Source organism: Flavobacterium hungaricum (assembly GCF_015182285.1).
GTDB lineage: Bacteria > Bacteroidota > Bacteroidia > Flavobacteriales > Flavobacteriaceae > Flavobacterium > Flavobacterium hungaricum.
The window spans coordinates 78226-99836 of record NZ_PRDM01000006.1; the positions used below are offsets into that span (position 1 = coordinate 78226).

A 21611-nucleotide genomic window follows, 5' to 3' on the forward strand; every position below is an offset into this window, starting at 1 on the left:
TTAAATTTACGTACAATGAAGAAAATCAGATTTTTAGTTTTATTTGGTTTTGTTTTTTTGAGCTTTGACTTAGCAGCGCAATGTGAAATTAAAAACAAAGTTCAAGCTGACGGAAGTATGGCTTATTTTTTTGAGCCAAAGGTTTTTTACACGACTGCATCAAAATCCTTAAAAATTAATATTGTTACAGACAAAGAACATTATTTTATAGCTCTTCTGCCCACACCATTCCCAGAAAAAAAAGAAGGCAAGAAGATAAAAGATGATTTGATAATGCATTTGGCTAACAATAAAACCTACAAATTAACACATTACGATACTCAATATAGGGATAATGATTCGATCATGCAGGTTTTGTATTTGATGGATGCTAATGATGTTGCTGATTTTTCAAACTACGAAGCTGTAACTGCCGAAATTAATATGCAGGGTACAGAATTTATTCGGGCTTATAATTTTAAACTTCATAAAGGAGCCATCATGAAACAGCTGCAATGTTTTCTTAAGAAAGAAGATTAACTATTCTGTATCTGAAGGATTGGAATGTTCTTGTTCGTTTCTTCTTTTCTGAATGTTTTTTAGAAGATTATTAAACGTGACAGTAAGAGATGCTGCGTTTGTAATTTGATTGCCTTTATTTCTTGGGAGATATTCATTGCAATAACTTATTTCTACCTGAAAATCATCTGTAAACAAATAACCAGCTCCAATGTTTAGCCGATTTCTATCAAAGAAACTTTCTTCCGTTACTTTTGTGCCCGATTTTAAATAGATTTCGTCAGAAGCAACCGCATATACTACGCCGGCGCGAAGTACTTTACTATTTATCGGTTTTAGATATTTTAGCTGCTGACGGTACCTCAAAACATTTTCGTAATCTTCATCCTGATTTCTCATGTGTCGAAACTCGGTTCTCATTCTGGTACTCAAAGTATAACCTGTCTTGTGAAAATAGTAAATTCCCTGAAGAGCAAAACGCCACTCAGGAGATTCAAATTGGCCGATTTCAGGAACATCTTTGTTACTGTAATAGGCAAGAAAAGATGATATTTTCCATCTGGGATTTAGATAATAATGTCCCCAGCCGCGAATAGATCTTTGAATAGTATTTTCAAATAAATTTGAAGAAGATTCGGTACTGCTGTGAGCTGTAGCAATATTAAGTTCTGCAGACCATTTTTCGCTGATAGTTCTGTTGAATTGGAGTTCATTCCAGAATTGATTGTATGTTGTGTGTTGTCCGAAGCTTTTATAAGGAGAAAAAGCAACAGACAAACAACATAGTAATTTAACCAGCGATATTGAATTAGATTTTGAAAGCATTAATTAAGTGTTTTTAATTATTCATTCTCATCTTCAATCTCAATGAAGTTTTGCTTTAACTTCTTTGGCGGACAGTTTCGTATAAAAAGGCGCCGCAGGCAACAGAAACATTTAATGATCCGATAGAACCAAACATTGGCAGTTTTGCTTTTTCGTCTACAATTTTAAGAACAGAAGGATTAATTCCTCTATCTTCAGACCCCATTATAATAGCAACAGGTTCTGTTAATGATACGTCGTATATGTTTTGATCTGTTTTTTCTGTAGCAGCTACTGTTTTAATTCCAGAACCCTGCAGGTAAAAAATAGCATCTTTAATATGTTCTACTTTACAGATCGGAACATTAAAAACAGCTCCAGCAGATGTTTTTACAGTATCACCGTTAACAGGAGCAGATCCCGCTTTTTGTACGATGATTCCGTTTACGCCTGTACATTCGGCAGTTCTTATAATGGCACCAAAATTTCGAGCGTCCGAAATTTGGTCTAATATTAAAAATAAAGGTTTTACTCCAGATTCAATAGTAGATTCAACTAAATGTTCTAAATCGATAAATCCAATTGGTGATATTGTGGCAACTGCACCTTGGTGGTTGTTTGGTGTAAGGCGGTTAAGCTTTTCTACCGGCACGTATGAGAAGTTAATGTTGGCTCGTTTCATCACCTTCATCAAATCTTTCATCAATTCTCCAGAAATCTCTTTTTGGATGAATACTTTGTCTACTTCTTTTCCAGCCTGAATCGCTTCTATAATGGCTCTAATGCCGAATATTTGGTGTTCTTTTTCCATGGAGCAAATATAGCTATAATGTTTATAAAAAAAAACCGCTCTGAAGAGAGCGGTTTAATGTATTGATTTGGAAATAAAATTATTTTACGTCCCAGAAAATTTTTGTTGTCAGTAAATTTCCTCCAATAGCATCTGAAGCTGCGCTCCAGTTGTCACCGTTAACAGTTTGTTCAACGATTGGATATGTATATCTTACTGGCACTTTTTTGTCTGATGCAGGAACAGAACTTGGGTGAGAAATTAAGATTGGGAAATCTAATCTTCTATAAGCAGTCCAAGCTTGGAAACTTCTGTTGTATAAAGCAATCCATTCTTGGTATCCAATTTTTTCTTGCCAAGTACCGCTTCCAGTTCCAGGGAATCCAGCAATAGGAGTAGTGGCAGCAGTTGCATAAGCAACTTGTGGATTTGTTAAATAAGCTGTAGTTTCTTCAGGAGATACTCCCCAGAAATTACAAGATAATGTAATTGCTTGGTTGTAATAGTACTCAACCGTGTTTCCTACTACAAAACCTCTTGCAGCAGCTTCAGCTAAGTAAAAGTTAACTTCGAAAGCCTCAATTAAAACTCCAGGTGCAGATGGATTTTTGATCACATCACCTACGTGAGAATATGTGCTTTCGTATGGAAGTGAATTACGACCTCCTGGAATACCACCAAAATAAGTTCCGTCAGCCATTGGAGTAAAGAAAATAGGTCTTCTAGGATCAGACATAGAATTCATTCTGTCAACCAATGTGTTAGCAGGAACGTTGTCGTTTCTTTGACTTGCTACAAGATTGTCAAAAATCGGGTTGTAGTTTGGTGCAAAAGAAGCATAAGTTAATAATGCATTATTAGCATTTGTTAGTAAAACACCGCCATTGTAAGCAGATTCAACTGTAGTTTTTGCTAAAGCAGGATTTTTATCTGCGATATTAATTCCTAATTTAAGTTTTACAGAGTTAGCAAAAATTTTCCATTTTGCTACGTCTCCTTTATAAATTAAATCACCAGTATCAAAACTTCCTCCAGTTGCATCTAATTGATTAATTGCAGCATCAATACGAGCAATTAATTTTGGATAGATCTCTTCGTCATTATCGTATTTAGGTAAAACGATAGTTGGGTTTTGTAGAGATTCAGTATAAGGAACATCTCCAAAAGTATCTACTATAATTTGGTAAGTATACACTCTTAAGATTTCAAGAATCGCAACTTTGTTTTGCTGCTGTTTTTGCCAGTCACTTGGAGAAGTTGCGTCTGGTTTTGTCTGAGCTTTTAAAACTTCTTCAGAAGTTTTTAAATTACCTAAAACATCTTGGTATAATTTTGTCCAATGTGTATCGGCAATAGTTCTTGTTGTTAAGTTATATCTTGATTCAGCAGTATATAAAGTTGCTGCCCAATATTGAACGTAGTAACGTAAAGGGTTGTTATTAACACTTGGAGTTGTTAATTGATCAGATAATTCTTTTTGTGCATTTGATAATAATGATTCTGCAGGAACATCATACGATTTCTTTGCATCATCATTAAAAGCTTCATTGTCACTAACACAGCTCGAAAGAGATAAGAAGGTTAGTGTTACTATTGATAAAAATATTTTTTTCATTTTGTTTTTCTTAGAAGTTAAGTTTTACATTAAATGAGTACACTTTAGTTGCTGGCATAACTCCTGATTGGTATCCTTGAATATTTCCTGCTGATGAACCTGCTTCAGGATCAGCAAATGGAAGGTTTTTGTCAATGATCCATAGGTTGTTTCCGATTACACTAAATGTCATACCTTTAATGTACATTTTGTCTAAAAATTTAGATGGTAAAGTGTATGATAATCCTACTTCTCTCAATTTAACGAATGAACCATCATAAACATAAGCCTTAGTTGGGTTTGTGTCAGAACTAAAGGCAGTTCCTCCAGATGTAGATGCGTCGATTCTTGTTGTATTTGGTGTTCCATCTTCGTGAACTCCTGGTAATATATATCCTCCACTGTCAGCACCAGATGTCAAAGGATCTCTTACAGAGTTTCCTAAATCATTTACACCTAGATCATAAATTCCAGTTTCTCTTCCGTATGCTTGGTCAAGTGAGAAGATATCTCCACCTTTTTTAACATCGATTAAGAAGTTGAAAGAAATGTTTTTGTAAGTAAGTCTGTTAGAAACACCACCAATCCATTTTGCTTGAGTATTACCAATAACTTTATTTTCAGCTAAGATATAGTATCCGTCTTCGTCAACAACTTTGTTTCCGTTAGTGTCATAAGTATAATCTCTACCTCTAAGAGTTCCGTAAGGCTGTCCAACAGTAGCATTCAAAGAAGCTCCACCTTGGAAATTTGCAAGTAATAAGTTATCTCTTCCTTGGTTAAGAGAAACTACTGTGTTTTGGTTTTTAGACCAGTTTACACCGATATCCCAAGTAAAGTTTTCAGTTTTGATTGGTTTTCCAGATAATGCAATCTCGATACCTTTGTTCTCAATTTCTCCAGCATTAACTGTAGAATAGTTTACACCAGTCGCTGTAGATTGAGGAACGTTGAAAATTTGGTCTTCTGTATTTGTTTTGTATAAAGACACATCAAAGTTTAATCTGTTTTTAAACATTGACATCTCTAAACCTGCTTCCCAAGCTTTTTGAGTTTCTGGTTTAAGATTTGCGAAGTCTAAATAAGTAGTACTGTTTCCAAATAATGGATTTCCTTCTAAACCATAATTGTTAACTTTTGCACCTAATCTTCCAGCAGCTGGGTCATTACCAACTTGAGCGTAGTTAAGTCTAACTTTTCCTAAAGACAACCAATCAGCTTGTACCAATTCAGAGAAGATTAAACTTGATCCGATAGAGTAGTAGCTGTAGTTATTGTTCTCTTGTGGAAGAGCAGTACTTTTATCAAGTCTGTAAGATCCCTCAAGGAAAATATATTTTTTGTAGTCTAATGACAATTGTCCGTATAAACCAGATTTCTCATAAGTAATTTGAGATTCTTTTGCTGGTAAGAAAACATTTGAGTTGTCTAAGCTGTATAAACCAGCTTTTGCTAATCCACCAGTTGTAGAAGCTTGGATAGAATAAGCATCTGATCTTAAGAAAGTATAACCTGCTAAAGCTTTAGCTCCGATATTTTCTGATAAGTTAAAGTCATAAGTAACAATGAAGTCATAAGTTTGCTGCATGAAATCTCTTTTGTATAAAGAGTATCCAGAACCATCATTAGCACCACTAATACCAAAAGTTTCAGCGTGGCTGCCAACAGCTTTTCTTAATTCTTGTTGATCGTTTGAGTAATCAATTGTTGCACGACCCATAGCTGTTAAGCCTTTGATGATCTCGTAAGATAAACTTGTCCCAGCTAAGAATCTTGTTCTTTCGTCTTGCTCAAAATTTTGATATCTGTCAAAGTAAGGGTTGTTCCAGAAAGCAGGAGCTAAATTGCCATTTGTTGGATCGGTCATGTTCCAAGTAATGTTTTGCTGTGTTCTGTGGTACTCTCTTTCCAATTCTTTGATGTCAACATTTGTTGCCCACCATTGTCTGAAACCTCCAATAAAGTTATCACCATAACCAGTGTTATTTCTACCAGTAGTATTTTGATTTGTGAAAGTAAAGAAAGCAGTTGAAGTTAATTTGTCAGATAGATCTCTTGTGAAATTACCATTCAAACTGTTTTTGTTTAGTAAACTGTTTGGTAAAACACCAGAGTTGTTGCTGTTTGTGAAACCTAAGTTATAACCACCTTTTTCATCACCACCAGTTAAATTGATGTTGTTTGTATAAGTAGTAGATTTTTGAAAGAAATCAACCGGAGTGTTTTTTGCAGCGACCCATGGAGTAGCTTTTCCGTAGTTTGGATTTCCTAGTACAAATGCATTCCAGTTATAAACCATAATGTTTGGATCAAAAGCATTTCCGTAAGAAGCATCATCTCCTGTAGAAGCTACCAAACCGTTTGGATTTCCAAAAATGTCAGCAGTGTAGCTGCTGTCTTCACCAGCGTATCCTTCACCATATTTATTTTGGTAAGTCGGCATAGTTTTTTTGTCAATTGCACCGATAGATACTGTAGAGCTGATAGATACACCTAAAGCAGAGTTCTTTTTACCTTTTTTAGTGGTAATCATAATCGCTCCGTTGGATGCCTGGCTACCATAAAGAGCCGTTGCAGCTGCACCTTTAAGAACGTTGATAGACTCAATGTTGTTAGGGTCAATATCAGAAGCAGCATTACCAAAGTCAAATCCTTGTCTTCCGTTTTGTGAATCTTGATCATTTAAATTCGCATTACTTACAGCAACACCATCAATAACAATTAAAGCTTGGTTGTTTCCAGTGATACTTTTCATACCTCTCAAAACGATGTTTGTAGAACCACCAAAGTTAGAGTTAGCTTTAATCTCTAAACCGGCAACTTTTCCTGATAAATTGTTTAAGAAGTTATTTGTAGGGCTGCTGTTTACTTGCTCAGCAGATACTAATTGAGAAGAATAACCCAAAGATTTTTTTTCTCTTTTTACACCCAAGGCAGTTGTTACAATAACACCTTCAAGTTCTTGTGCGTCCCCACCTAGTTTTACGTTTACAACTGATGAACTTGCAGTTATTTCTTGGGTTTTCATCCCAATGTAGCTAAAAACCAATACTTGGCTTGTGGTTGCTTTGATGGAATATTTACCATCAAAATCTGTTTGCGTTCCCGATTTAGTTCCTTTAACTAATACACTTACACCTGGCAAAGGCATACCTGCATCGTCAGAAACTGTTCCAGAAACAGCTCTTTCTTGCGCAAATGATAAATGCGCAGCTAGTACTAGTAAAAGTACTAAGAATCCATTGAACTTTAGTTTCATTTTTAAATATTTTGAATTAGTATCGCAAAACTCTTAATAATTTGTTAACTATCCAAGGGAAAAAATTAAAAATTTCGTTAAACACTAAAATTTAACATTGTAACATATGTTTATAATACTGTTATATAATTGTAAATCTTTGGTTTTTTCCGCGCCATTTGTAAGATTGATCTTTAGAATGCCGTTAATTGTGTTTAACGTTATGCCGATTCCAAGACCTGTTAAATTTTTGATTTTTTTAGGGTTTGTTGAGGATGTAAGATCTTGATACAATCCATAATCCAAAATAGAATTGATATATAAATTGCTGGATAAAAGATATCGGTATTCGGTAAGGATTAATGATGCAAAATTGGCTTGAAGACTGTTTTCTAAAAAACCCCGAATTGAATTTATGCCTCCAAAACGAAATAACTCATTAATGAGATAGGTTTTGCTTGATAAAATATAGTTTTGCGAAGCAAGGTAAATATAGTTTTTTCTATTTAGTTCAAAATTATATCCAGCGTTTAGCTGGCTGTAAAATTGTTGTATCGATTCTGTAGAACCAGTAGTGGTGTAAGAATCCCTTTTCCCAAAACCTGCAGAAAAGTTCAGAATAGATTTTTGTGGTAATAAAATGTTAGAGTAATCCCGTTTTTTATATTCAAAAGAGCTGGTAATATAAGAATTGTCAAAATCACTTATACTTGAATTGCTGATGTTTTGTATGTCACTTGATTCTGTAGATTGATAGCCCAAGTAAATTTTTGAGTTATAATTTAGATAATAACCTAGGTCAATAGCTGTTTTTGTGTTTTGAAAAGTGCTGTCTTGTTTGAAAATATTTAATTGCGCTTTTATTCCTAATGGTGTTTGAAATATATATGGGATTTCTAACTTAGTGTTGAATGTTTTTTGTTGATTGCCGTCACTTTTCCAGTAAAGTGAAAATTGTTCTCCGGCTTTTAGAGTGTTTAAAAGAGACACATCTATATATCCATTTAAATTAAGTTTTTTGTTTTCGTCGTTAGAAAAGCCAATATAACCGTCAAAATTATTTGCTTTTCTTTTTTCTATATACGTATATATTTTAGTAGAATCTTTTGTAAAAAGTATTTCGGGGTATTTAGATTGTGAAATAAATTCGAAGCTGTTTACATCATTATAAAGTTCTTTGCTGACTTCTTGATTGAAAGTTCTGTTTAGGTATTTTTTATTAAGTTGTTTTAAATGCCCTTTGGGGAAAAAGTCTTTTGAATTTGGATTAGTATAATTTATTACAATCGAATTAATATTTCTTTTTTCTTCTAAGCTGAAATTAAGATTTGCAAAAATTGAGTTTTCTGTTTTTTTAATGTTTTGAAGTTTTATTTTGCTTAATGCGTATCCGGCTTTTTCTGCCTCTGCGATTTTTTGATTTAGATAGGTTTCAAGTTGAGAATAGGGTATTGTTATGGTGTCTGATGTTTTTTTATCTGATTCTCGAAAATCAGTTTGTCCACCTATATATATATGAATGTACTTAATTTGTTTTTTTAGATTAATACTACATTGGTAAGTGCTGTCATCTTTTTTAACGGTTTCTAATATTTGATTCTCTATATATCCATTTTTTGAAAGTTTTTCGCTTGTTGTACTGATTTCAAAAAATACTGATTTAAGATTAGTGTGTAGGTTGTTGTAATTTAAAGAATCGATAATTTTAGTTTCTGTTTCATTGCTTCCCAAAATTTTCAAATGTATTTTTTGAGAAGAAACAGAAAGACTGAGACAGAATAATATAATGAAGAAAAGTGATTTCAATTGTAATGATTTTATTTTTTAAAAATAAGGCAAATATCTCATGTTTGTTTAGAAAATGATAAGCTTAAATAATGTTATTGAAAATTAATGATTTAACGTTTGTATACTGAGAAATATTTTATACATTTGCAACCCCGTAAAAAGCGGGAATTTAATAAACATAATAATTTTTAGTATTAATTATGCCAACAATTCAACAATTAGTAAGAACAGGAAGAACTCAGATCACTAAGAAGAGTAAATCGGTTGCTTTAGATTCTTGTCCTCAAAGAAGAGGGGTTTGTACGCGTGTTTACACTACTACACCAAAAAAACCAAACTCTGCAATGCGTAAAGTTGCGCGTGTACGTTTGACAAATGGTAATGAGGTGAATGCTTACATCCCTGGAGAAGGACATAATCTACAAGAGCACTCGATAGTATTAGTGCGAGGTGGAAGGGTAAAAGATTTACCAGGTGTTAGATATCACATCGTTCGTGGAGCGCTTGATACGTCAGGTGTTGCAGGAAGAACGCAAAGAAGATCTAAGTACGGTGCTAAACGCCCAAAAGAAGCAAAAAAGTAATTTAAAAACTTTTAAGAAAAAGACATGAGAAAAAGAGCGGCAAAGAAAAGACCACTTTTACCAGATCCAAGGTTTAATGATCAATTGGTAACACGTTTTGTAAACAACTTAATGTGGGACGGTAAGAAGTCTACAGCTTTTAAAGTTTTTTACGATGCTATTGATATCATCGAAACTAAGAAGCAAAATGACGAAAAAACTTCATTAGAGATCTGGAAAGATGCTTTAACTAATGTTATGCCTCACGTAGAAGTACGTAGTCGTAGAGTAGGTGGAGCTACATTCCAAATTCCAATGCAGATTCGTCCAGATAGAAAAATTTCTATGGCAATGAAGTGGTTGATACTTTATTCAAGAAGAAGAAATGAAAAATCTATGGCACAACGTTTAGCGTCAGAATGTTTAGCTGCGGCTAAAGAAGAAGGTGCGGCAGTTAAGAAAAGAATGGATACTCACAAAATGGCAGAAGCTAATAAAGCTTTCTCTCACTTTAGATTTTAATTCGTAAAGAAATGGCTAGAGATTTAAAATATACAAGAAATATCGGAATTGCTGCTCACATTGATGCTGGAAAAACAACAACAACTGAGCGTATTCTTTTTTATACTGGTAAGTCACACAAAATTGGTGAGGTGCACGATGGTGCTGCTACAATGGACTGGATGGCGCAAGAGCAGGAAAGAGGTATTACAATTACTTCTGCTGCTACAACTTGTACTTGGAACTTTCCAACAGAGCAAGGTAAAGTTTTACCAGAATCATTGCCATACCACTTTAATATTATTGATACTCCTGGACACGTTGACTTTACTGTAGAGGTAAACCGTTCTTTACGTGTACTTGATGGTTTAGTCTTCTTATTTAGTGCTGTTGATGGTGTTGAGCCGCAATCAGAAACTAACTGGAGACTTGCTGATCAATATAGAGTTCCTCGTATGGGATTCGTAAATAAAATGGACCGTCAAGGTGCTAACTTCTTAGGAGTATGCGGACAGGTTAAAGATATGTTGAAGTCAAACGCTGTTGCGATTACTTTGCCTATCGGAGATGAAGCTGATTTTAAAGGTATTGTTGACTTAGTGAAAAATCAAGCTATTGTATGGCATGATGAAACTCAAGGGGCTACTTTTGATATCGTTGACATTCCTGCTGACATGGTTGATGAAGTTAGACAATATCGTTCAATTCTTATTGAAGAAATTGCTACTTACGACGAAAATCTTTTGGATAAGTACATGGAGGATGAAAACTCTATTACTGAAGAAGAGATCAACAATGCATTAAGAGCTGCGACAATCGACATGGCAATCATTCCTATGCTTGCTGGTTCTTCTTTTAAAAACAAAGGAGTTCAATTTATGTTAGATGCAGTTTGTAAATATTTACCATCTCCTTTGGATAAAGAAGGTATTGAGGGTATTCACCCTGACGATGCTGATTTATTAGAAGAAGATCAAACTAAAATCTTGCGTAAGCCAGATGTAAAAGAGCCTTTTGCTGCTTTGGCATTTAAAATTGCTACTGACCCATTCGTAGGTCGTTTAGCTTTCTTCCGTGCTTATTCTGGACGTTTAGATGCTGGTTCTTATGTTTTAAATACTCGTTCTGGTAATAAAGAGAGAATTTCTCGTATTTACCAAATGCATGCTAACAAGCAAAATCCAATCGAATTTATTGAGGCTGGAGATATTGGAGCTGCTGTAGGATTTAAAGATATTAAAACTGGAGATACTTTATGTGATGAAAAGAATCCAATTATTTTGGAATCTATGAAATTCCCTGATCCAGTAATTGGTATTGCTATTGAGCCTAAAACTAAAGCTGACGTTGATAAAATGGGTATGGCTTTAGCAAAATTAGCTGAAGAGGATCCAACGTTTACAGTTAGAACAGATGAGGCTTCAGGTCAAACTATTATCTCTGGTATGGGTGAGCTTCACTTAGATATCTTGGTTGATAGAATGAAGCGTGAATTCAAAGTGGAGGTGAACCAAGGTGAGCCTCAGGTTGAGTACAAAGAAGCATTTACAAGAGCTGCTACGCATAGAGAAACTTACAAAAAACAATCTGGAGGTCGTGGTAAATTCGGTGATATCGTATTTACAATTGAGCCTGCTGATGAAGTTGATGGTAAAGTTCCGGTTGGATTGCAATTTATCAATGCTGTAAAAGGTGGTAACGTTCCTAAAGAATATATCCCTGCTGTTGAAAAAGGATTTAGAGAAGCGATGAAAACTGGTCCATTAGCAGGATATGCTGTGGATAGTTTGAAAGTAACTTTAACTGATGGATCTTTCCACCCTGTGGATTCTGATGCATTATCTTTTGAGTTAGCTGCAAGAATGGGTTATAAAGAATCTGGACGTGCTGCTGGAGCTGTTATTCTTGAGCCAATCATGAAAATCGAAGTTATTACTCCAGAAGAAAACATGGGTGATATCGTAGGTGACTTGAACCGTCGTAGAGGTCAGGTTAATGATATGGGTGATAGAAACGGAGCTAAAACTATTAAAGCTGATGTGCCTTTATCTGAAATGTTTGGTTATGTTACTACATTAAGAACATTGTCTTCAGGTAGAGCTACTTCAACAATGGAGTTTTCTCACTATGCAGAGACGCCTTCTAATATTTCAGAAGCGGTAATTAAAAAAGCAAAAGGTAACGCTTAATTCTTAAGAAAATGAGTCAAAAAATCAGAATAAAACTAAAATCTTACGATCACATGTTGGTGGATAAATCTGCTGAAAAGATCGTAAAAACAGTAAAAACTACTGGAGCGGTTGTAACAGGTCCAATTCCGTTGCCAACTCACAAAAAACTTTTCACTGTATTGCGTTCTCCGCACGTTAATAAAAAAGCGAGAGAGCAATTTGAAGTAATGTCATACAAGAGATTGATTGATATTTATTCATCTTCATCTAAAACTATTGATGCTTTAATGAAACTTGAATTGCCAAGTGGAGTAGAAGTAGAGATCAAAGTATAATTTTTTTTATTATATTTTATATATAAAAGCGAGGCATTTTGTCTCGCTTTTTTTTGTTTCTGGGTATGGGTTTTTTTATGCTCTTTTTGAGTGTTTTTTTTAATTTGTTTTTAGGGGTATTTTTTTAAATGCTTATGTATTAAAGGGGTTGCGGTATTTTTTTTGTTGCGATTCGATTAATTAATTGTTAAGTCTGTGCGGGTATAAATACAGGTTTTTATTTTTTGTTTTTAAGTAATTGGGTTTGGTTTTGTTTGTGGTTCTGGGCTTGGATTTTGATTATGAGCGATTTAATTTTCGTAACTGTTTGGTATATTCAATTTTAATATCTACTTTTGCACTCCCTGTTTGGAAATTTCTGTTATTTTCAAATTGAAGGGAATTTTAGTAATTAATAATTAATATTTATGTCTGGGTTAATTGGTAAAAAAATCGGCATGACTAGTATTTTCGACGAAAACGGGAAAAACATTCCTTGTACAGTAATCGAAGCTGGGCCGTGTGTTGTTACCCAAGTCAGAACCAAAGGTGTTGACGGGTACGAAGCGTTGCAACTTGGTTTCGATGACAAAAACGAGAAACATTCTACTAAAGCGGCTTTAGGTCACTTTAAAAAAGCTGGAACTGTTGCTAAGAAAAAAGTCGTTGAATTCCAAGATTTCGCAACTGAGCAAAAATTAGGAGATCTTATTGATGTTTCTATTTTTGAAGAAGGAGAATTTGTAGATGTACAAGGTGTGTCTAAAGGTAAAGGTTTCCAAGGTGTTGTAAAACGTCACGGTTTTGGTGGTGTTGGACAAGCTACTCATGGTCAGCACAACCGTTTAAGAGCGCCAGGTTCTGTAGGAGCTTCTTCTTATCCATCTAGAGTATTCAAAGGAATGCGTATGGCTGGAAGAATGGGAGGAGATAATGTAAAAGTTCAAAACCTTAGAGTTTTAAAAGTAGTTGCTGATAAGAACCTACTTGTTGTTAAAGGATGTATTCCTGGGCACAAAAACTCTTACGTAATCATTCAGAAGTAATGGAAGTAAAAGTATTAGATTTCAACGGAAAAGATACTGGTAGAAAAGTTCAACTTTCTGATTCAGTATTCGCAATTGAACCAAACAATCACGCTGTATATCTTGATGTTAAGCAATATCTTGCTAATCAAAGACAAGGTACTCACAAAGCTAAAGAAAGAGCTGAAGTAACTGGTAGTACGCGTAAGATTAAAAAACAAAAGGGAACAGGTACTGCTCGTGCGGGAAGTATTAAAAACCCATTGTTTAAAGGTGGTGGAACAGTTTTCGGACCAAGACCAAGAAGTTATTCATTTAAATTGAATAAAAACTTGAAAAGATTGGCTAGAAAATCTGCTTTCTCTATCAAAGCAAAAGAGTCAAATATTATCGTTCTTGAAGACTTTAATTTTGATGTACCAAACACTAAAAATTTCGTTAACGTTTTGAAAGCTTTAGGGTTAGAAAGTAAAAAATCTCTATTTGTGTTGGGCGAGTCAAATAAAAATGTATATTTGTCGTCACGCAATTTAAAGGCTTCTAATGTCGTAACTAGCTCAGAATTAAGCACTTACGCTATATTAAACACTAATAATTTGGTGCTTTTAGAAGGTTCTTTGGAGTTAATTGAAGAAAATTTAAGCAAATAATAGGATTATGAGTATCATTATTAGACCTATAGTAACGGAAAAAGTAACCAAAGAAAGTGAAGTTTTAAACCGCTTCGGATTCGTTGTTAACAAAAAAGCAAACAAAGTTGAAATTAAGAAAGCTGTTGAGGCTGCTTATGGAGTAACTATTGTTTCTGTAAACACGATGAACGTTAGACCGGATAGAAGTACAAAATACACTAAAAGTGGTTTAATCAGTGGAAAGACAAATGCAATTAAAAAAGCAATTGTTCAAGTACAAGAAGGAGAAACAATTGATTTTTACAACAATATCTAAGATAGAAAAATGTCAGTAAGAAAATTAAAACCTATTACCCCAGGTCAGCGATTTAGAGTTGTGAATGGTTATGACGCTATTACAACTGATAAGCCGGAACGCTCTTTGATAGCGCCGATAAAAAACTCTGGAGGTAGAAATAGTCAAGGAAAGATGACCATGCGTTATACGGGTGGTGGTCACAAGCAGAGATATCGTATTATTGATTTCAAAAGAACTAAAGATGGAATTCCAGCTACAGTGAAATCAATCGAATACGATCCAAATCGTACTGCGTTTATTGCTTTATTAGCTTACGCTGATGGAGAGAAAACTTATATTATCGCTCAAAACGGATTGAAAGTTGGTCAGAAATTAGTTTCTGGTCCAGAATCTCAACCAGAGATTGGTAATACATTACCTTTAAGCAGAATTCCTCTTGGAACTGTTATATCTTGTATTGAGTTACGTCCAGGTCAAGGAGCAGTTATTGCTCGTTCAGCTGGAACTTTTGCTCAGTTAATGGCAAGAGACGGGAAATATGCAACAATTAAAATGCCATCTGGTGAAACAAGATTGATCTTGTTAACTTGTTCGGCTACAATTGGAGCTGTTTCTAACTCTGACCACCAATTAGTTGTATCTGGAAAAGCAGGTAGAACAAGATGGTTAGGAAGAAGACCTAGAACTAGACCGGTAGCGATGAACCCTGTTGATCACCCTATGGGAGGTGGTGAAGGACGTTCTTCTGGAGGGCACCCACGTTCAAGAAACGGATTGCCAGCTAAAGGTTACAGAACTCGTTCTAAGAAAAACCCGAGTAACAAGTATATCGTAGAACGTAGAAAGAAATAATAAGATATGGCACGTTCATTAAAAAAAGGACCTTTCGTTCATTATAAATTAGACAAGAAAGTTCAGGAAAACATTGAAAGCGGAAAAAATGGAGTAGTTAAGACTTGGTCTAGAGCCTCTATGATTACTCCGGATTTTGTTGGACAAACTATCGCAGTTCATAACGGTCGTCAATTTGTACCAGTTTACGTAACAGAAAACATGGTAGGTCACAAATTAGGAGAGTTTTCACCAACTAGATCTTTTAGAGGTCATGCTGGAGCAAAAAATAAAGGTAAAAAATAAGAAGCAATGGGAGTTCGTAAAAGAGAAACAGCAGATGCGAGAAAAGAGGCTAATAAGTCTATTGCTTTCGCAAAATTGAATAACTGCCCTACTTCACCTAGAAAAATGCGCTTAGTAGCGGACTTGGTAAGAGGTCAGAAGGTAGAAAGAGCACTTAACATCTTAAGATTCAGTTCTAAAGAAGCTTCAAGAAAATTAGAAAAACTATTATTATCTGCAATCAATAACTGGGAGCAAAAAAATAGTGAAGGTAATTTAGAAGAAGCTGGATTATTTGTTAAAGAGATCAGAGTAGATGGTGGAATGATGTTAAAAAGACTTCGTCCAGCTCCACAAGGTCGTGCACACAGAATAAGAAAACGTTCTAACCACGTTACAATCGTGCTTGGAGCTATCAATAACACACAAAGCAATTCTTAAGCAGCATGGGACAAAAGACAAATCCAATTGGAAATAGACTTGGTATCATCAGAGGGTGGGACTCAAACTGGTATGGTGGAAATGATTACGGTGATAAACTTGCCGAAGATCACAAAATCAGAAAGTATATCCACGCTCGTTTATCAAAAGCTAGTGTATCTAAAGTAATCATCGAGAGAACTTTAAAGCTTGTAACCGTTACTATCACTACTGCTAGACCTGGTATCATTATCGGTAAAGGCGGACAAGAGGTAGACAAGTTAAAAGAGGAACTTAAGAAAGTTACTGACAAAGAGGTTCAAATTAACATCTTTGAAATTAAAAGACCTGAATTAGATGCTTATCTTGTGGCGACAAGCATCGCTCGTCAAATCGAAAGCCGTATCTCTTACAGACGTGCAATCAAAATGGCTATTGCTGCTTCTATGCGTATGAACGCTGAAGGTATCAAAGTTTTGATTTCTGGTCGTTTGAATGGAGCTGAGATGGCACGTTCAGAAGGTTTCAAAGAAGGTAGAATTCCTCTATCAACTTTCAGAGCTGACATTGACTATGCTTTGGCTGAAGCTCATACTACTTACGGTAGAATGGGGATCAAAGTATGGATCATGAAAGGTGAAGTTTACGGTAAGAGAGAACTTTCTCCACTTGCTGGAATGGACAAAAAACAATCTGGTACAGGTGGTGGTAAAGGTGGAGATGCTCCTAGAGGCAAATCTAACTTTAACAAAGGCGGAAAACCAGATGCTCGTAAAAGAAAGTAAATTTTTAAACTAAAGAAAAATGTTACAGCCTAAAAGAACAAAATACCGTAAGGTACAAAAAGGTAAAATGAAAGGTAACTCTCAAAGAGGGCATGAACTTTCAAATGGAATGTTTGGTATTAAATCTGTACATGAAGATGGAATGTTCTTAACTTCTCGTCAAATCGAAGCTGCGCGTATTGCTGCAACTCGTTACATGAAGAGAGAGGGACAATTATGGATTAAAATATTTCCAGACAAACCTATTACTAAGAAACCTCTTGAAGTACGTATGGGTAAAGGTAAAGGAGCAGTTGAGTATTGGGCTGCTGTTGTTAAACCAGGAAGAATTATGTTTGAAGTTGGAGGAGTTCCATTATCAGTTGCAAAAGAGGCTTTACGTCTTGCAGCTCAAAAACTTCCAGTAAAAACTAAGTTCGTCGTTGCTAGAGATTTCGAAGCATAATTTATATTTATTATGAAACAATCAGAAATAAAAGATCTTTCTGCAGCGGAGTTGCAAGAAAAGCTTAGTCAAACTAAGAAAGTATATGCTGACCTAAAAATGGCTCACGCTATTTCTCCAATTGCAAACCCACTTCAAATTAGAAGTGTAAGAAGAACAGTTGCTAGATTAGCTACTGAGTTAACTAAAAGAGAGTTACAATAATTGTATTCTGCTGAAAGATGGAAGAAAAAAGAAATTTAAGAAAAGAAAGAATAGGTGTAGTTACTTCAAATAAAATGGATAAGTCTATTGTTATTGCTGAAGTAAGAAAAGTAAAACACCCATTATACGGTAAGTTCGTGTTGAAAACTAAAAAATACGTTGCACACGACGAAAAAAACGACTGTAACATTGGAGATACTGTAAGAATTAGCGAAACGCGTCCTTTAAGTAAAACAAAATGTTGGAGATTAGTTGAAATCTTAGAAAGAGCTAAATAATTATGGTACAACAAGAATCAAGACTAAAAGTAGCAGATAACACGGGAGCAAAAGAAGTTTTAACTATCCGTGTTTTAGGAGGTACCAAAAGAAGGTATGCCTCTGTTGGTGACAAGATTGTAGTTTCTATCAAAGATGCAACTCCAAACGGAAACGTGAAAAAAGGAGCTGTTTCAACTGCAGTTGTTGTACGTACCAAAAAAGAAGTGAGAAGAGCTGATGGTTCTTATATCCGTTTCGATGACAATGCATGTGTTCTTTTGAACGCTGCAGGTGAAATGAGAGGAACTCGTGTTTTTGGTCCGGTAGCAAGAGAACTTCGTGAAAAACAATTCATGAAAATTGTATCATTAGCACCAGAAGTGCTTTAATTCGTTTTAAGATGATAAAGCTAAAAATAAAATCAGGAGATATCGTAAGAGTAATTGCTGGAGACCATAAAGGTGCTGAAGGTAAAGTTTTACGTGTTTACCGTGAGAAAAATAAAGCGATAGTTGAAGGTGTAAACATGGTTTCGAAACATACAAAACCAAGTGCTAAAAACCCTCAAGGTGGTATCGTTAAGAAAGAAGCTTCTATACAAATATCTAACATTTCACTAATTGATCCTAAAACTAAGGAAACAACTAGAGTTGGTATTAGAGTAGAAGGAGATAAGAAAGTAAGATTTTCAAAAAAATCTAATCAAGTACTATAGTAATGGCATATACACCTAGACTAAAAGAAGAATATAAGAGTAGAGTTATCTCTGCTCTTAAAGAGGAATTCGGATATACAAACGTAATGCAAGTTCCTAAATTGGAAAAAATCGTTTTGAGCCGTGGAGTTGGTGCAGCTGTATCTGATAAAAAACTTATTGACTATGCTGTTGATGAGTTAACAAAGATCACTGGACAAAAAGCAGTATCTACAATTTCAAAGAAAGACGTTGCGTCTTTCAAATTGAGAAAAGGGATGCCTATTGGAGCAAAAGTTACTTTACGTGGTGAGAGAATGTATGAGTTTTTGGATAGACTTATTACTTCTGCTTTACCGCGCGTTAGAGATTTTAGTGGTATCAAAGCTACAGGTTTCGACGGAAGAGGAAATTACAATCTTGGAGTTTTAGAGCAAATCATTTTCCCAGAAATTGATATTGACAAAGTAAACAAAATTTCAGGAATGGATATTACTTTTGTTACTACTGCAAAAACTGATAAAGAAGCAAAGTCATTATTGGCTGAATTAGGTTTACCTTTTAAAAAGAATTAAGACATGGCTAAAGAATCAATGAAAGCCCGTGAGGTGAAAAGAGAGAAAACGGTAGCTAAGTACGCTGAAAAAAGAAAAGCTTTGTTAGAAGCTGGAGATTATGAAGGCTTACAAAGATTACCAAAAAATGCTTCACCAGTTCGTTTGCACAATCGTTGTAAATTAACAGGAAGACCAAGAGGTTATATTCGTCAATTTGGTATTTCACGTGTAACTTTCCGTGAGATGGCTAATAATGGATTAATTCCTGGAGTTAAAAAGGCGTCTTGGTAATCTCGCAATAAGTTATTACTTTTGCAAACCAAAAAATAATTTTAATTGATTAAAGGTTCGGGAAACGAGTGTTTCCCGAAAACCATAATCGCAATCAAATACATATGTATACAGATCCTATTGCAGATTATTTGACTAGAGTTCGTAACGCTGTGGCTGCAAACCACAAAGTTGTTGAAATTCCAGCATCTAATCTAAAAAAAGAGATAACTAAGATCTTATTTGATCAAGGTTACATCTTGAGTTACAAATTTGAAACGAACACTGTTCAAGGTTCGATCAAAATTGCTTTGAAGTATGATAAAGATACTAAAGAGCCTGTAATTAAAGATATTCAAAGAATTAGTAAACCTGGTTTACGTAAGTACGCAGGTGCTGCCAAATTACCTAGAATCCTTAACGGATTAGGAATTGCTATTGTTTCTACATCAAAAGGTTTGATGACAGGAAAACAAGCTAAGCAATTAAATGTAGGTGGTGAAGTAATTTGTTACGTATACTAATTTTAAACACTAGATAAGATGTCAAGAATAGGTAAAAGCCCAATTGTAATCACTGCTGGTGTAACTGTAGAAGTTAAAGACGGTATTATTACAGTAAAAGGAAAAAAAGGTCAACTAACTCAGGAGTTTTCGGACGTAACTGTAAAAGTTGAAGGTGATCAAGTCTTAGTTGAAAGATCATCTGATCATAAAGACCAAAGAGCAAAACACGGATTATACAGATCATTAATTAGTAATATGATTGTTGGTGTATCTGAAGGTTTTACTAAAGAACTAGAATTAGTTGGAGTTGGTTACAGAGCTTCAAACCAAGGTCAAAAGTTAGATTTAGCTCTTGGATATTCTCACAATATTGTTTTAGAAATTGCTCCTGAAGTAAGTTTAGAAACAATATCTGAAAAAGGAAAAAACCCTATCGTAAAATTAACATCATTTGATAAACAACTTTTAGGTCAAGTTGCTGCGAAAATCAGAGGTTTCCGTAAGCCTGAGCCGTATAAAGGAAAAGGTGTTAAGTTTGTGGGTGAAGTATTAAGAAGAAAAGCAGGTAAATCAGCTTAAAAAATAAGATTATGTCATTAACAAAATCTGATAGAAGACAGAGAATTAAATACAGAATTAGAAAAGCGATTAGTGGTTCTGCTGCTAGACCAAGACTTTCTGTTTTTAGAAGTAATAAAGAAATTTACGCTCAAATCATTGATGATGTAAATGGAGTTACTATATTAGCTGCATCTTCAAGAGAAAAAGAAATAGGAAAAGGTACTAACGTTGAAATCGCTGCTGCTGTTGGAAAACTTGTTGCAGAGAAAGCGTTAAAAGCTGGGATTGATACCATCACTTTTGATAGAGGTGGATATTTGTATCACGGTCGTATTAAATCATTAGCAGAAGGCGCAAGAGCCGCTGGACTTAAATTCTAATATATTATGTCTAAATACAAAAATGTAGAATTAGTAAAACCTAGTGGTCTTGAACTTAAAGATCGTCTAGTTAGTGTTAATCGTGTTACTAAAGTTACAAAAGGTGGTAGAGCTTTCGGTTTTTCTGCTATTGTAGTTGTAGGTGATGAAAATGGAGTAGTTGGTCATGGATTAGGAAAATCTAAAGACGTTTCTGAAGCAATTGCGAAAGCAGTAGAAGATGCAAAGAAAAACTTAGTTAGAATTCCTTTGAATGGACAATCTGTTCCTCACGAACAAAAAGGTAAATTTGGTGGTGCTCGTGTATTCTTAATTCCTGCGTCTCATGGTACAGGAGTTATCGCTGGTGGAGCTGTTCGTTCAGTTCTTGAGTCAGTAGGTATTCACGATGTATTGTCTAAATCTCAAGGATCATCAAATCCACATAACGTAGTAAAAGCAACTTTTGATGCTTTATTGCAAATGAGAAGCGCTCATACTGTTGCAAAACAAAGAGGTGTTTCTTTAGAGAAAGTTTTTAAAGGTTAATTAGGAAATTATGGCTAAATTATTAGTAAAACAAGTAAGAAGCAAAATCAACTGTCCGCTTTCTCAAAAAAGAGGATTAGAAGCTTTAGGTCTACGTAAAATTGGACAAGTTGTGGAGCATGAGTCAAATCCTGCTATCCTTGGGATGATAAACAAAGTTAAACACTTAGTTTCTGTAGAAGAAGCTAAATAACAAAATACTGTTATGAATTTAAGTAACTTACAACCTGCTGAAGGATCTACACACAATCAAAATAAAAGATTAGGTAGAGGAGAAGGCTCTGGAAAAGGTGGTACCGCTGCAAGAGGACACAAAGGGGCTAAATCTCGTTCTGGTTATTCTAAAAAGATTGGTTTTGAGGGTGGGCAGATGCCTCTTCAAAGACGTGTGCCTAAGTTTGGTTTCAAAAACATCAATCGTAAAGAATACGAAGGTGTTAATTTAGATACGCTTCAATTATTGGTAGACAATGGTTCAATTACTGATTCTGTTTCTATGACAGATTTCGTAGCAAATCGTCTAGCTACTAAAAATGAAATCGTTAAGATTTTAGGTAGAGGAGAATTGAAAGCAAAATTAAAAGTAACTGCCCACAAATTTACTGCTACTGCAAAAGCGGCGATTGAAGCTGCTGGTGGAGAAGCTGTAACAATATAACTTATCTATTA

General features: G+C 34.9%; 30 protein-coding genes. 25 read left to right on the forward strand and 5 right to left on the reverse strand.

Translation table 11 applies throughout. The features are described 5' to 3' along the window. Positions 1 to 15 precede the first annotated feature (15 nt). A complete protein-coding gene (locus C4F50_RS22250) occupies positions 16 to 519 on the forward strand; it encodes a hypothetical protein (RefSeq protein ID WP_228012116.1) in 504 nt (167 codons plus the stop codon). Here C4F50_RS22250 and C4F50_RS22255 read toward each other — a convergent pair whose 3' ends face one another. The 5 genes from C4F50_RS22255 to C4F50_RS22275 form a co-directional block, all read right to left on the reverse strand. After that, positions 520 to 1323, reverse strand: a complete 804-nt coding sequence (locus C4F50_RS22255; RefSeq protein WP_194140857.1) for a DUF2490 domain-containing protein — start codon at positions 1321 to 1323, stop codon at positions 520 to 522. A 55-nt stretch (positions 1324 to 1378) separates the two neighbouring features. Continuing rightward, entirely contained in the window at positions 1379 to 2113 is a 735-nt protein-coding gene (gene rlmB / locus C4F50_RS22260) for a 23S rRNA (guanosine(2251)-2'-O)-methyltransferase RlmB (RefSeq protein ID WP_194140858.1), read from the reverse strand. 79 nt (positions 2114 to 2192) lie between these two features. Next, positions 2193 to 3707, reverse strand: coding sequence for a SusD/RagB family nutrient-binding outer membrane lipoprotein (locus C4F50_RS22265; protein ID WP_194140859.1), 1515 nt, complete (start codon positions 3705 to 3707; stop codon positions 2193 to 2195). 10 nt (positions 3708 to 3717) lie between these two features. Then, a complete protein-coding gene (locus C4F50_RS22270; RefSeq protein WP_194140860.1) occupies positions 3718 to 6945 on the reverse strand; it encodes a SusC/RagA family TonB-linked outer membrane protein in 3228 nt (1075 codons plus the stop codon). Positions 6946 to 7029: 84 nt separating this feature from the next. After that, on the reverse strand, positions 7030 to 8730 hold the full coding sequence (locus C4F50_RS22275; protein ID WP_228012117.1) for a BamA/TamA family outer membrane protein: 1701 nt from the start codon (positions 8728 to 8730) through the stop codon (positions 7030 to 7032). 182 nt (positions 8731 to 8912) lie between these two features. On the opposite strand from C4F50_RS22275, the gene rpsL reads away from it, so the two are divergent. From rpsL to rplO, 24 genes are all read left to right on the forward strand, one after another. Further along, on the forward strand, positions 8913 to 9296 hold the full coding sequence (rpsL, locus tag C4F50_RS22280) for a 30S ribosomal protein S12 (protein ID WP_007136570.1): 384 nt from the start codon (positions 8913 to 8915) through the stop codon (positions 9294 to 9296). Positions 9297 to 9320: 24 nt separating this feature from the next. Continuing rightward, entirely contained in the window at positions 9321 to 9797 is a 477-nt protein-coding gene (gene rpsG / locus C4F50_RS22285) for a 30S ribosomal protein S7 (protein WP_026727879.1), read from the forward strand. A gap of 11 nt (positions 9798 to 9808) precedes the next feature. After that, positions 9809 to 11965 carry an elongation factor G gene (fusA, locus tag C4F50_RS22290; RefSeq protein WP_194140861.1) on the forward strand — a complete coding sequence of 719 codons (2157 nt, stop codon included), beginning with the start codon at positions 9809 to 9811 and terminating at the stop codon, positions 11963 to 11965. A gap of 11 nt (positions 11966 to 11976) precedes the next feature. Beyond that, positions 11977 to 12282 (forward strand): 30S ribosomal protein S10, encoded by a 306-nt coding sequence (rpsJ, locus tag C4F50_RS22295; RefSeq protein WP_007803605.1) that lies wholly within the window; start codon positions 11977 to 11979, stop codon positions 12280 to 12282. Positions 12283 to 12689: 407 nt separating this feature from the next. Continuing rightward, on the forward strand, positions 12690 to 13307 hold the full coding sequence (gene rplC, locus C4F50_RS22300) for a 50S ribosomal protein L3 (RefSeq protein WP_194140862.1): 618 nt from the start codon (positions 12690 to 12692) through the stop codon (positions 13305 to 13307). Continuing rightward, positions 13307 to 13936 (forward strand): 50S ribosomal protein L4, encoded by a 630-nt coding sequence (rplD, locus tag C4F50_RS22305; RefSeq protein WP_194140863.1) that lies wholly within the window; start codon positions 13307 to 13309, stop codon positions 13934 to 13936. Before rplC ends, rplD begins: the two co-directional genes overlap by 1 nt. A 7-nt stretch (positions 13937 to 13943) precedes the next feature. After that, the gene (rplW, locus tag C4F50_RS22310) at positions 13944 to 14234 is read left to right on the forward strand and encodes a 50S ribosomal protein L23 (RefSeq protein WP_194140864.1); all 291 of its coding nucleotides are present in this window, start codon (positions 13944 to 13946) and stop codon (positions 14232 to 14234) included. A gap of 9 nt (positions 14235 to 14243) precedes the next feature. Then, the gene (gene rplB / locus C4F50_RS22315) at positions 14244 to 15068 is read left to right on the forward strand and encodes a 50S ribosomal protein L2 (protein ID WP_008464287.1); all 825 of its coding nucleotides are present in this window, start codon (positions 14244 to 14246) and stop codon (positions 15066 to 15068) included. 6 nt (positions 15069 to 15074) lie between these two features. Beyond that, on the forward strand, positions 15075 to 15353 hold the full coding sequence (rpsS, locus tag C4F50_RS22320) for a 30S ribosomal protein S19 (protein WP_031456039.1): 279 nt from the start codon (positions 15075 to 15077) through the stop codon (positions 15351 to 15353). Positions 15354 to 15359: 6 nt separating this feature from the next. Continuing rightward, on the forward strand, positions 15360 to 15773 hold the full coding sequence (gene rplV, locus C4F50_RS22325) for a 50S ribosomal protein L22 (RefSeq protein ID WP_007803631.1): 414 nt from the start codon (positions 15360 to 15362) through the stop codon (positions 15771 to 15773). Positions 15774 to 15778: 5 nt separating this feature from the next. Next, a complete protein-coding gene (gene rpsC, locus C4F50_RS22330) occupies positions 15779 to 16537 on the forward strand; it encodes a 30S ribosomal protein S3 (protein WP_008464292.1) in 759 nt (252 codons plus the stop codon). A gap of 19 nt (positions 16538 to 16556) precedes the next feature. Continuing rightward, a complete protein-coding gene (rplP, locus tag C4F50_RS22335; RefSeq protein WP_017495016.1) occupies positions 16557 to 16982 on the forward strand; it encodes a 50S ribosomal protein L16 in 426 nt (141 codons plus the stop codon). A gap of 12 nt (positions 16983 to 16994) precedes the next feature. Then, complete coding sequence (gene rpmC / locus C4F50_RS22340) at positions 16995 to 17186, forward strand: 50S ribosomal protein L29 (protein ID WP_008464297.1); 192 nt, start codon at positions 16995 to 16997, stop codon at positions 17184 to 17186. A gap of 17 nt (positions 17187 to 17203) precedes the next feature. Continuing rightward, the gene (gene rpsQ, locus C4F50_RS22345) at positions 17204 to 17464 is read left to right on the forward strand and encodes a 30S ribosomal protein S17 (protein WP_194140865.1); all 261 of its coding nucleotides are present in this window, start codon (positions 17204 to 17206) and stop codon (positions 17462 to 17464) included. A gap of 2 nt (positions 17465 to 17466) precedes the next feature. Then, positions 17467 to 17835, forward strand: coding sequence for a 50S ribosomal protein L14 (gene rplN, locus C4F50_RS22350; RefSeq protein WP_007803649.1), 369 nt, complete (start codon positions 17467 to 17469; stop codon positions 17833 to 17835). 11 nt (positions 17836 to 17846) lie between these two features. Beyond that, the gene (gene rplX, locus C4F50_RS22355) at positions 17847 to 18161 is read left to right on the forward strand and encodes a 50S ribosomal protein L24 (protein WP_007803650.1); all 315 of its coding nucleotides are present in this window, start codon (positions 17847 to 17849) and stop codon (positions 18159 to 18161) included. Between the two features lie 2 nt (positions 18162 to 18163). Next, entirely contained in the window at positions 18164 to 18715 is a 552-nt protein-coding gene (gene rplE, locus C4F50_RS22360; protein WP_017495015.1) for a 50S ribosomal protein L5, read from the forward strand. 3 nt (positions 18716 to 18718) lie between these two features. Continuing rightward, the gene (gene rpsN, locus C4F50_RS22365; protein ID WP_008464305.1) at positions 18719 to 18988 is read left to right on the forward strand and encodes a 30S ribosomal protein S14; all 270 of its coding nucleotides are present in this window, start codon (positions 18719 to 18721) and stop codon (positions 18986 to 18988) included. A gap of 104 nt (positions 18989 to 19092) precedes the next feature. Next, a complete protein-coding gene (gene rpsH / locus C4F50_RS22370) occupies positions 19093 to 19491 on the forward strand; it encodes a 30S ribosomal protein S8 (RefSeq protein WP_029272051.1) in 399 nt (132 codons plus the stop codon). Between the two features lie 18 nt (positions 19492 to 19509). Continuing rightward, entirely contained in the window at positions 19510 to 20052 is a 543-nt protein-coding gene (gene rplF, locus C4F50_RS22375) for a 50S ribosomal protein L6 (protein ID WP_194140866.1), read from the forward strand. A gap of 11 nt (positions 20053 to 20063) precedes the next feature. After that, positions 20064 to 20414, forward strand: coding sequence for a 50S ribosomal protein L18 (gene rplR, locus C4F50_RS22380; RefSeq protein WP_194140867.1), 351 nt, complete (start codon positions 20064 to 20066; stop codon positions 20412 to 20414). A gap of 3 nt (positions 20415 to 20417) precedes the next feature. Further along, the gene (gene rpsE, locus C4F50_RS22385; protein ID WP_085949269.1) at positions 20418 to 20942 is read left to right on the forward strand and encodes a 30S ribosomal protein S5; all 525 of its coding nucleotides are present in this window, start codon (positions 20418 to 20420) and stop codon (positions 20940 to 20942) included. A 10-nt stretch (positions 20943 to 20952) separates the two neighbouring features. Next, on the forward strand, positions 20953 to 21135 hold the full coding sequence (gene rpmD, locus C4F50_RS22390) for a 50S ribosomal protein L30 (protein ID WP_008464315.1): 183 nt from the start codon (positions 20953 to 20955) through the stop codon (positions 21133 to 21135). Between the two features lie 12 nt (positions 21136 to 21147). Further along, positions 21148 to 21600, forward strand: a complete 453-nt coding sequence (gene rplO, locus C4F50_RS22395) for a 50S ribosomal protein L15 (protein WP_194140868.1) — start codon at positions 21148 to 21150, stop codon at positions 21598 to 21600. The last annotated feature ends 11 nt before the right edge of the window (positions 21601 to 21611 follow it).

Bases quoted from the DNA above. Each gene is read 5' to 3' on its own strand.
- rplO (WP_194140868.1), top strand. From the start codon at position 21,148: ATGAATTTAAGTAACTTACAACCTGCTGAAGGATCTACACACAATCAA.
- rpsH (WP_029272051.1), top strand. From the start codon at position 19,093: ATGTATACAGATCCTATTGCAGATTATTTGACTAGAGTTCGTAACGCT.
- rpmD (WP_008464315.1), top strand. From the start codon at position 20,953: ATGGCTAAATTATTAGTAAAACAAGTAAGAAGCAAAATCAACTGTCCG.
- rpsL (WP_007136570.1), top strand. From the start codon at position 8,913: ATGCCAACAATTCAACAATTAGTAAGAACAGGAAGAACTCAGATCACT.
- rpsN (WP_008464305.1), top strand. From the start codon at position 18,719: ATGGCTAAAGAATCAATGAAAGCCCGTGAGGTGAAAAGAGAGAAAACG.
- C4F50_RS22250 (WP_228012116.1), top strand. From the start codon at position 16: ATGAAGAAAATCAGATTTTTAGTTTTATTTGGTTTTGTTTTTTTGAGC.
- rplW (WP_194140864.1), top strand. From the start codon at position 13,944: ATGAGTATCATTATTAGACCTATAGTAACGGAAAAAGTAACCAAAGAA.
- rplD (WP_194140863.1), top strand. From the start codon at position 13,307: ATGGAAGTAAAAGTATTAGATTTCAACGGAAAAGATACTGGTAGAAAA.
- C4F50_RS22255 (WP_194140857.1), bottom strand. From the start codon at position 1,323: ATGCTTTCAAAATCTAATTCAATATCGCTGGTTAAATTACTATGTTGT.
- fusA (WP_194140861.1), top strand. From the start codon at position 9,809: ATGGCTAGAGATTTAAAATATACAAGAAATATCGGAATTGCTGCTCAC.
- rplF (WP_194140866.1), top strand. From the start codon at position 19,510: ATGTCAAGAATAGGTAAAAGCCCAATTGTAATCACTGCTGGTGTAACT.
- rpsG (WP_026727879.1), top strand. From the start codon at position 9,321: ATGAGAAAAAGAGCGGCAAAGAAAAGACCACTTTTACCAGATCCAAGG.
- rpsS (WP_031456039.1), top strand. From the start codon at position 15,075: ATGGCACGTTCATTAAAAAAAGGACCTTTCGTTCATTATAAATTAGAC.
- rpsC (WP_008464292.1), top strand. From the start codon at position 15,779: ATGGGACAAAAGACAAATCCAATTGGAAATAGACTTGGTATCATCAGA.
- rplC (WP_194140862.1), top strand. From the start codon at position 12,690: ATGTCTGGGTTAATTGGTAAAAAAATCGGCATGACTAGTATTTTCGAC.
- rplR (WP_194140867.1), top strand. From the start codon at position 20,064: ATGTCATTAACAAAATCTGATAGAAGACAGAGAATTAAATACAGAATT.
- rplV (WP_007803631.1), top strand. From the start codon at position 15,360: ATGGGAGTTCGTAAAAGAGAAACAGCAGATGCGAGAAAAGAGGCTAAT.
- rplX (WP_007803650.1), top strand. From the start codon at position 17,847: ATGATAAAGCTAAAAATAAAATCAGGAGATATCGTAAGAGTAATTGCT.
- rplE (WP_017495015.1), top strand. From the start codon at position 18,164: ATGGCATATACACCTAGACTAAAAGAAGAATATAAGAGTAGAGTTATC.
- C4F50_RS22270 (WP_194140860.1), bottom strand. From the start codon at position 6,945: ATGAAACTAAAGTTCAATGGATTCTTAGTACTTTTACTAGTACTAGCT.
- rlmB (WP_194140858.1), bottom strand. From the start codon at position 2,113: ATGGAAAAAGAACACCAAATATTCGGCATTAGAGCCATTATAGAAGCG.
- rplB (WP_008464287.1), top strand. From the start codon at position 14,244: ATGTCAGTAAGAAAATTAAAACCTATTACCCCAGGTCAGCGATTTAGA.
- rplN (WP_007803649.1), top strand. From the start codon at position 17,467: ATGGTACAACAAGAATCAAGACTAAAAGTAGCAGATAACACGGGAGCA.
- C4F50_RS22265 (WP_194140859.1), bottom strand. From the start codon at position 3,707: ATGAAAAAAATATTTTTATCAATAGTAACACTAACCTTCTTATCTCTT.
- rpsJ (WP_007803605.1), top strand. From the start codon at position 11,977: ATGAGTCAAAAAATCAGAATAAAACTAAAATCTTACGATCACATGTTG.
- rpsQ (WP_194140865.1), top strand. From the start codon at position 17,204: ATGGAAGAAAAAAGAAATTTAAGAAAAGAAAGAATAGGTGTAGTTACT.
- rplP (WP_017495016.1), top strand. From the start codon at position 16,557: ATGTTACAGCCTAAAAGAACAAAATACCGTAAGGTACAAAAAGGTAAA.
- rpmC (WP_008464297.1), top strand. From the start codon at position 16,995: ATGAAACAATCAGAAATAAAAGATCTTTCTGCAGCGGAGTTGCAAGAA.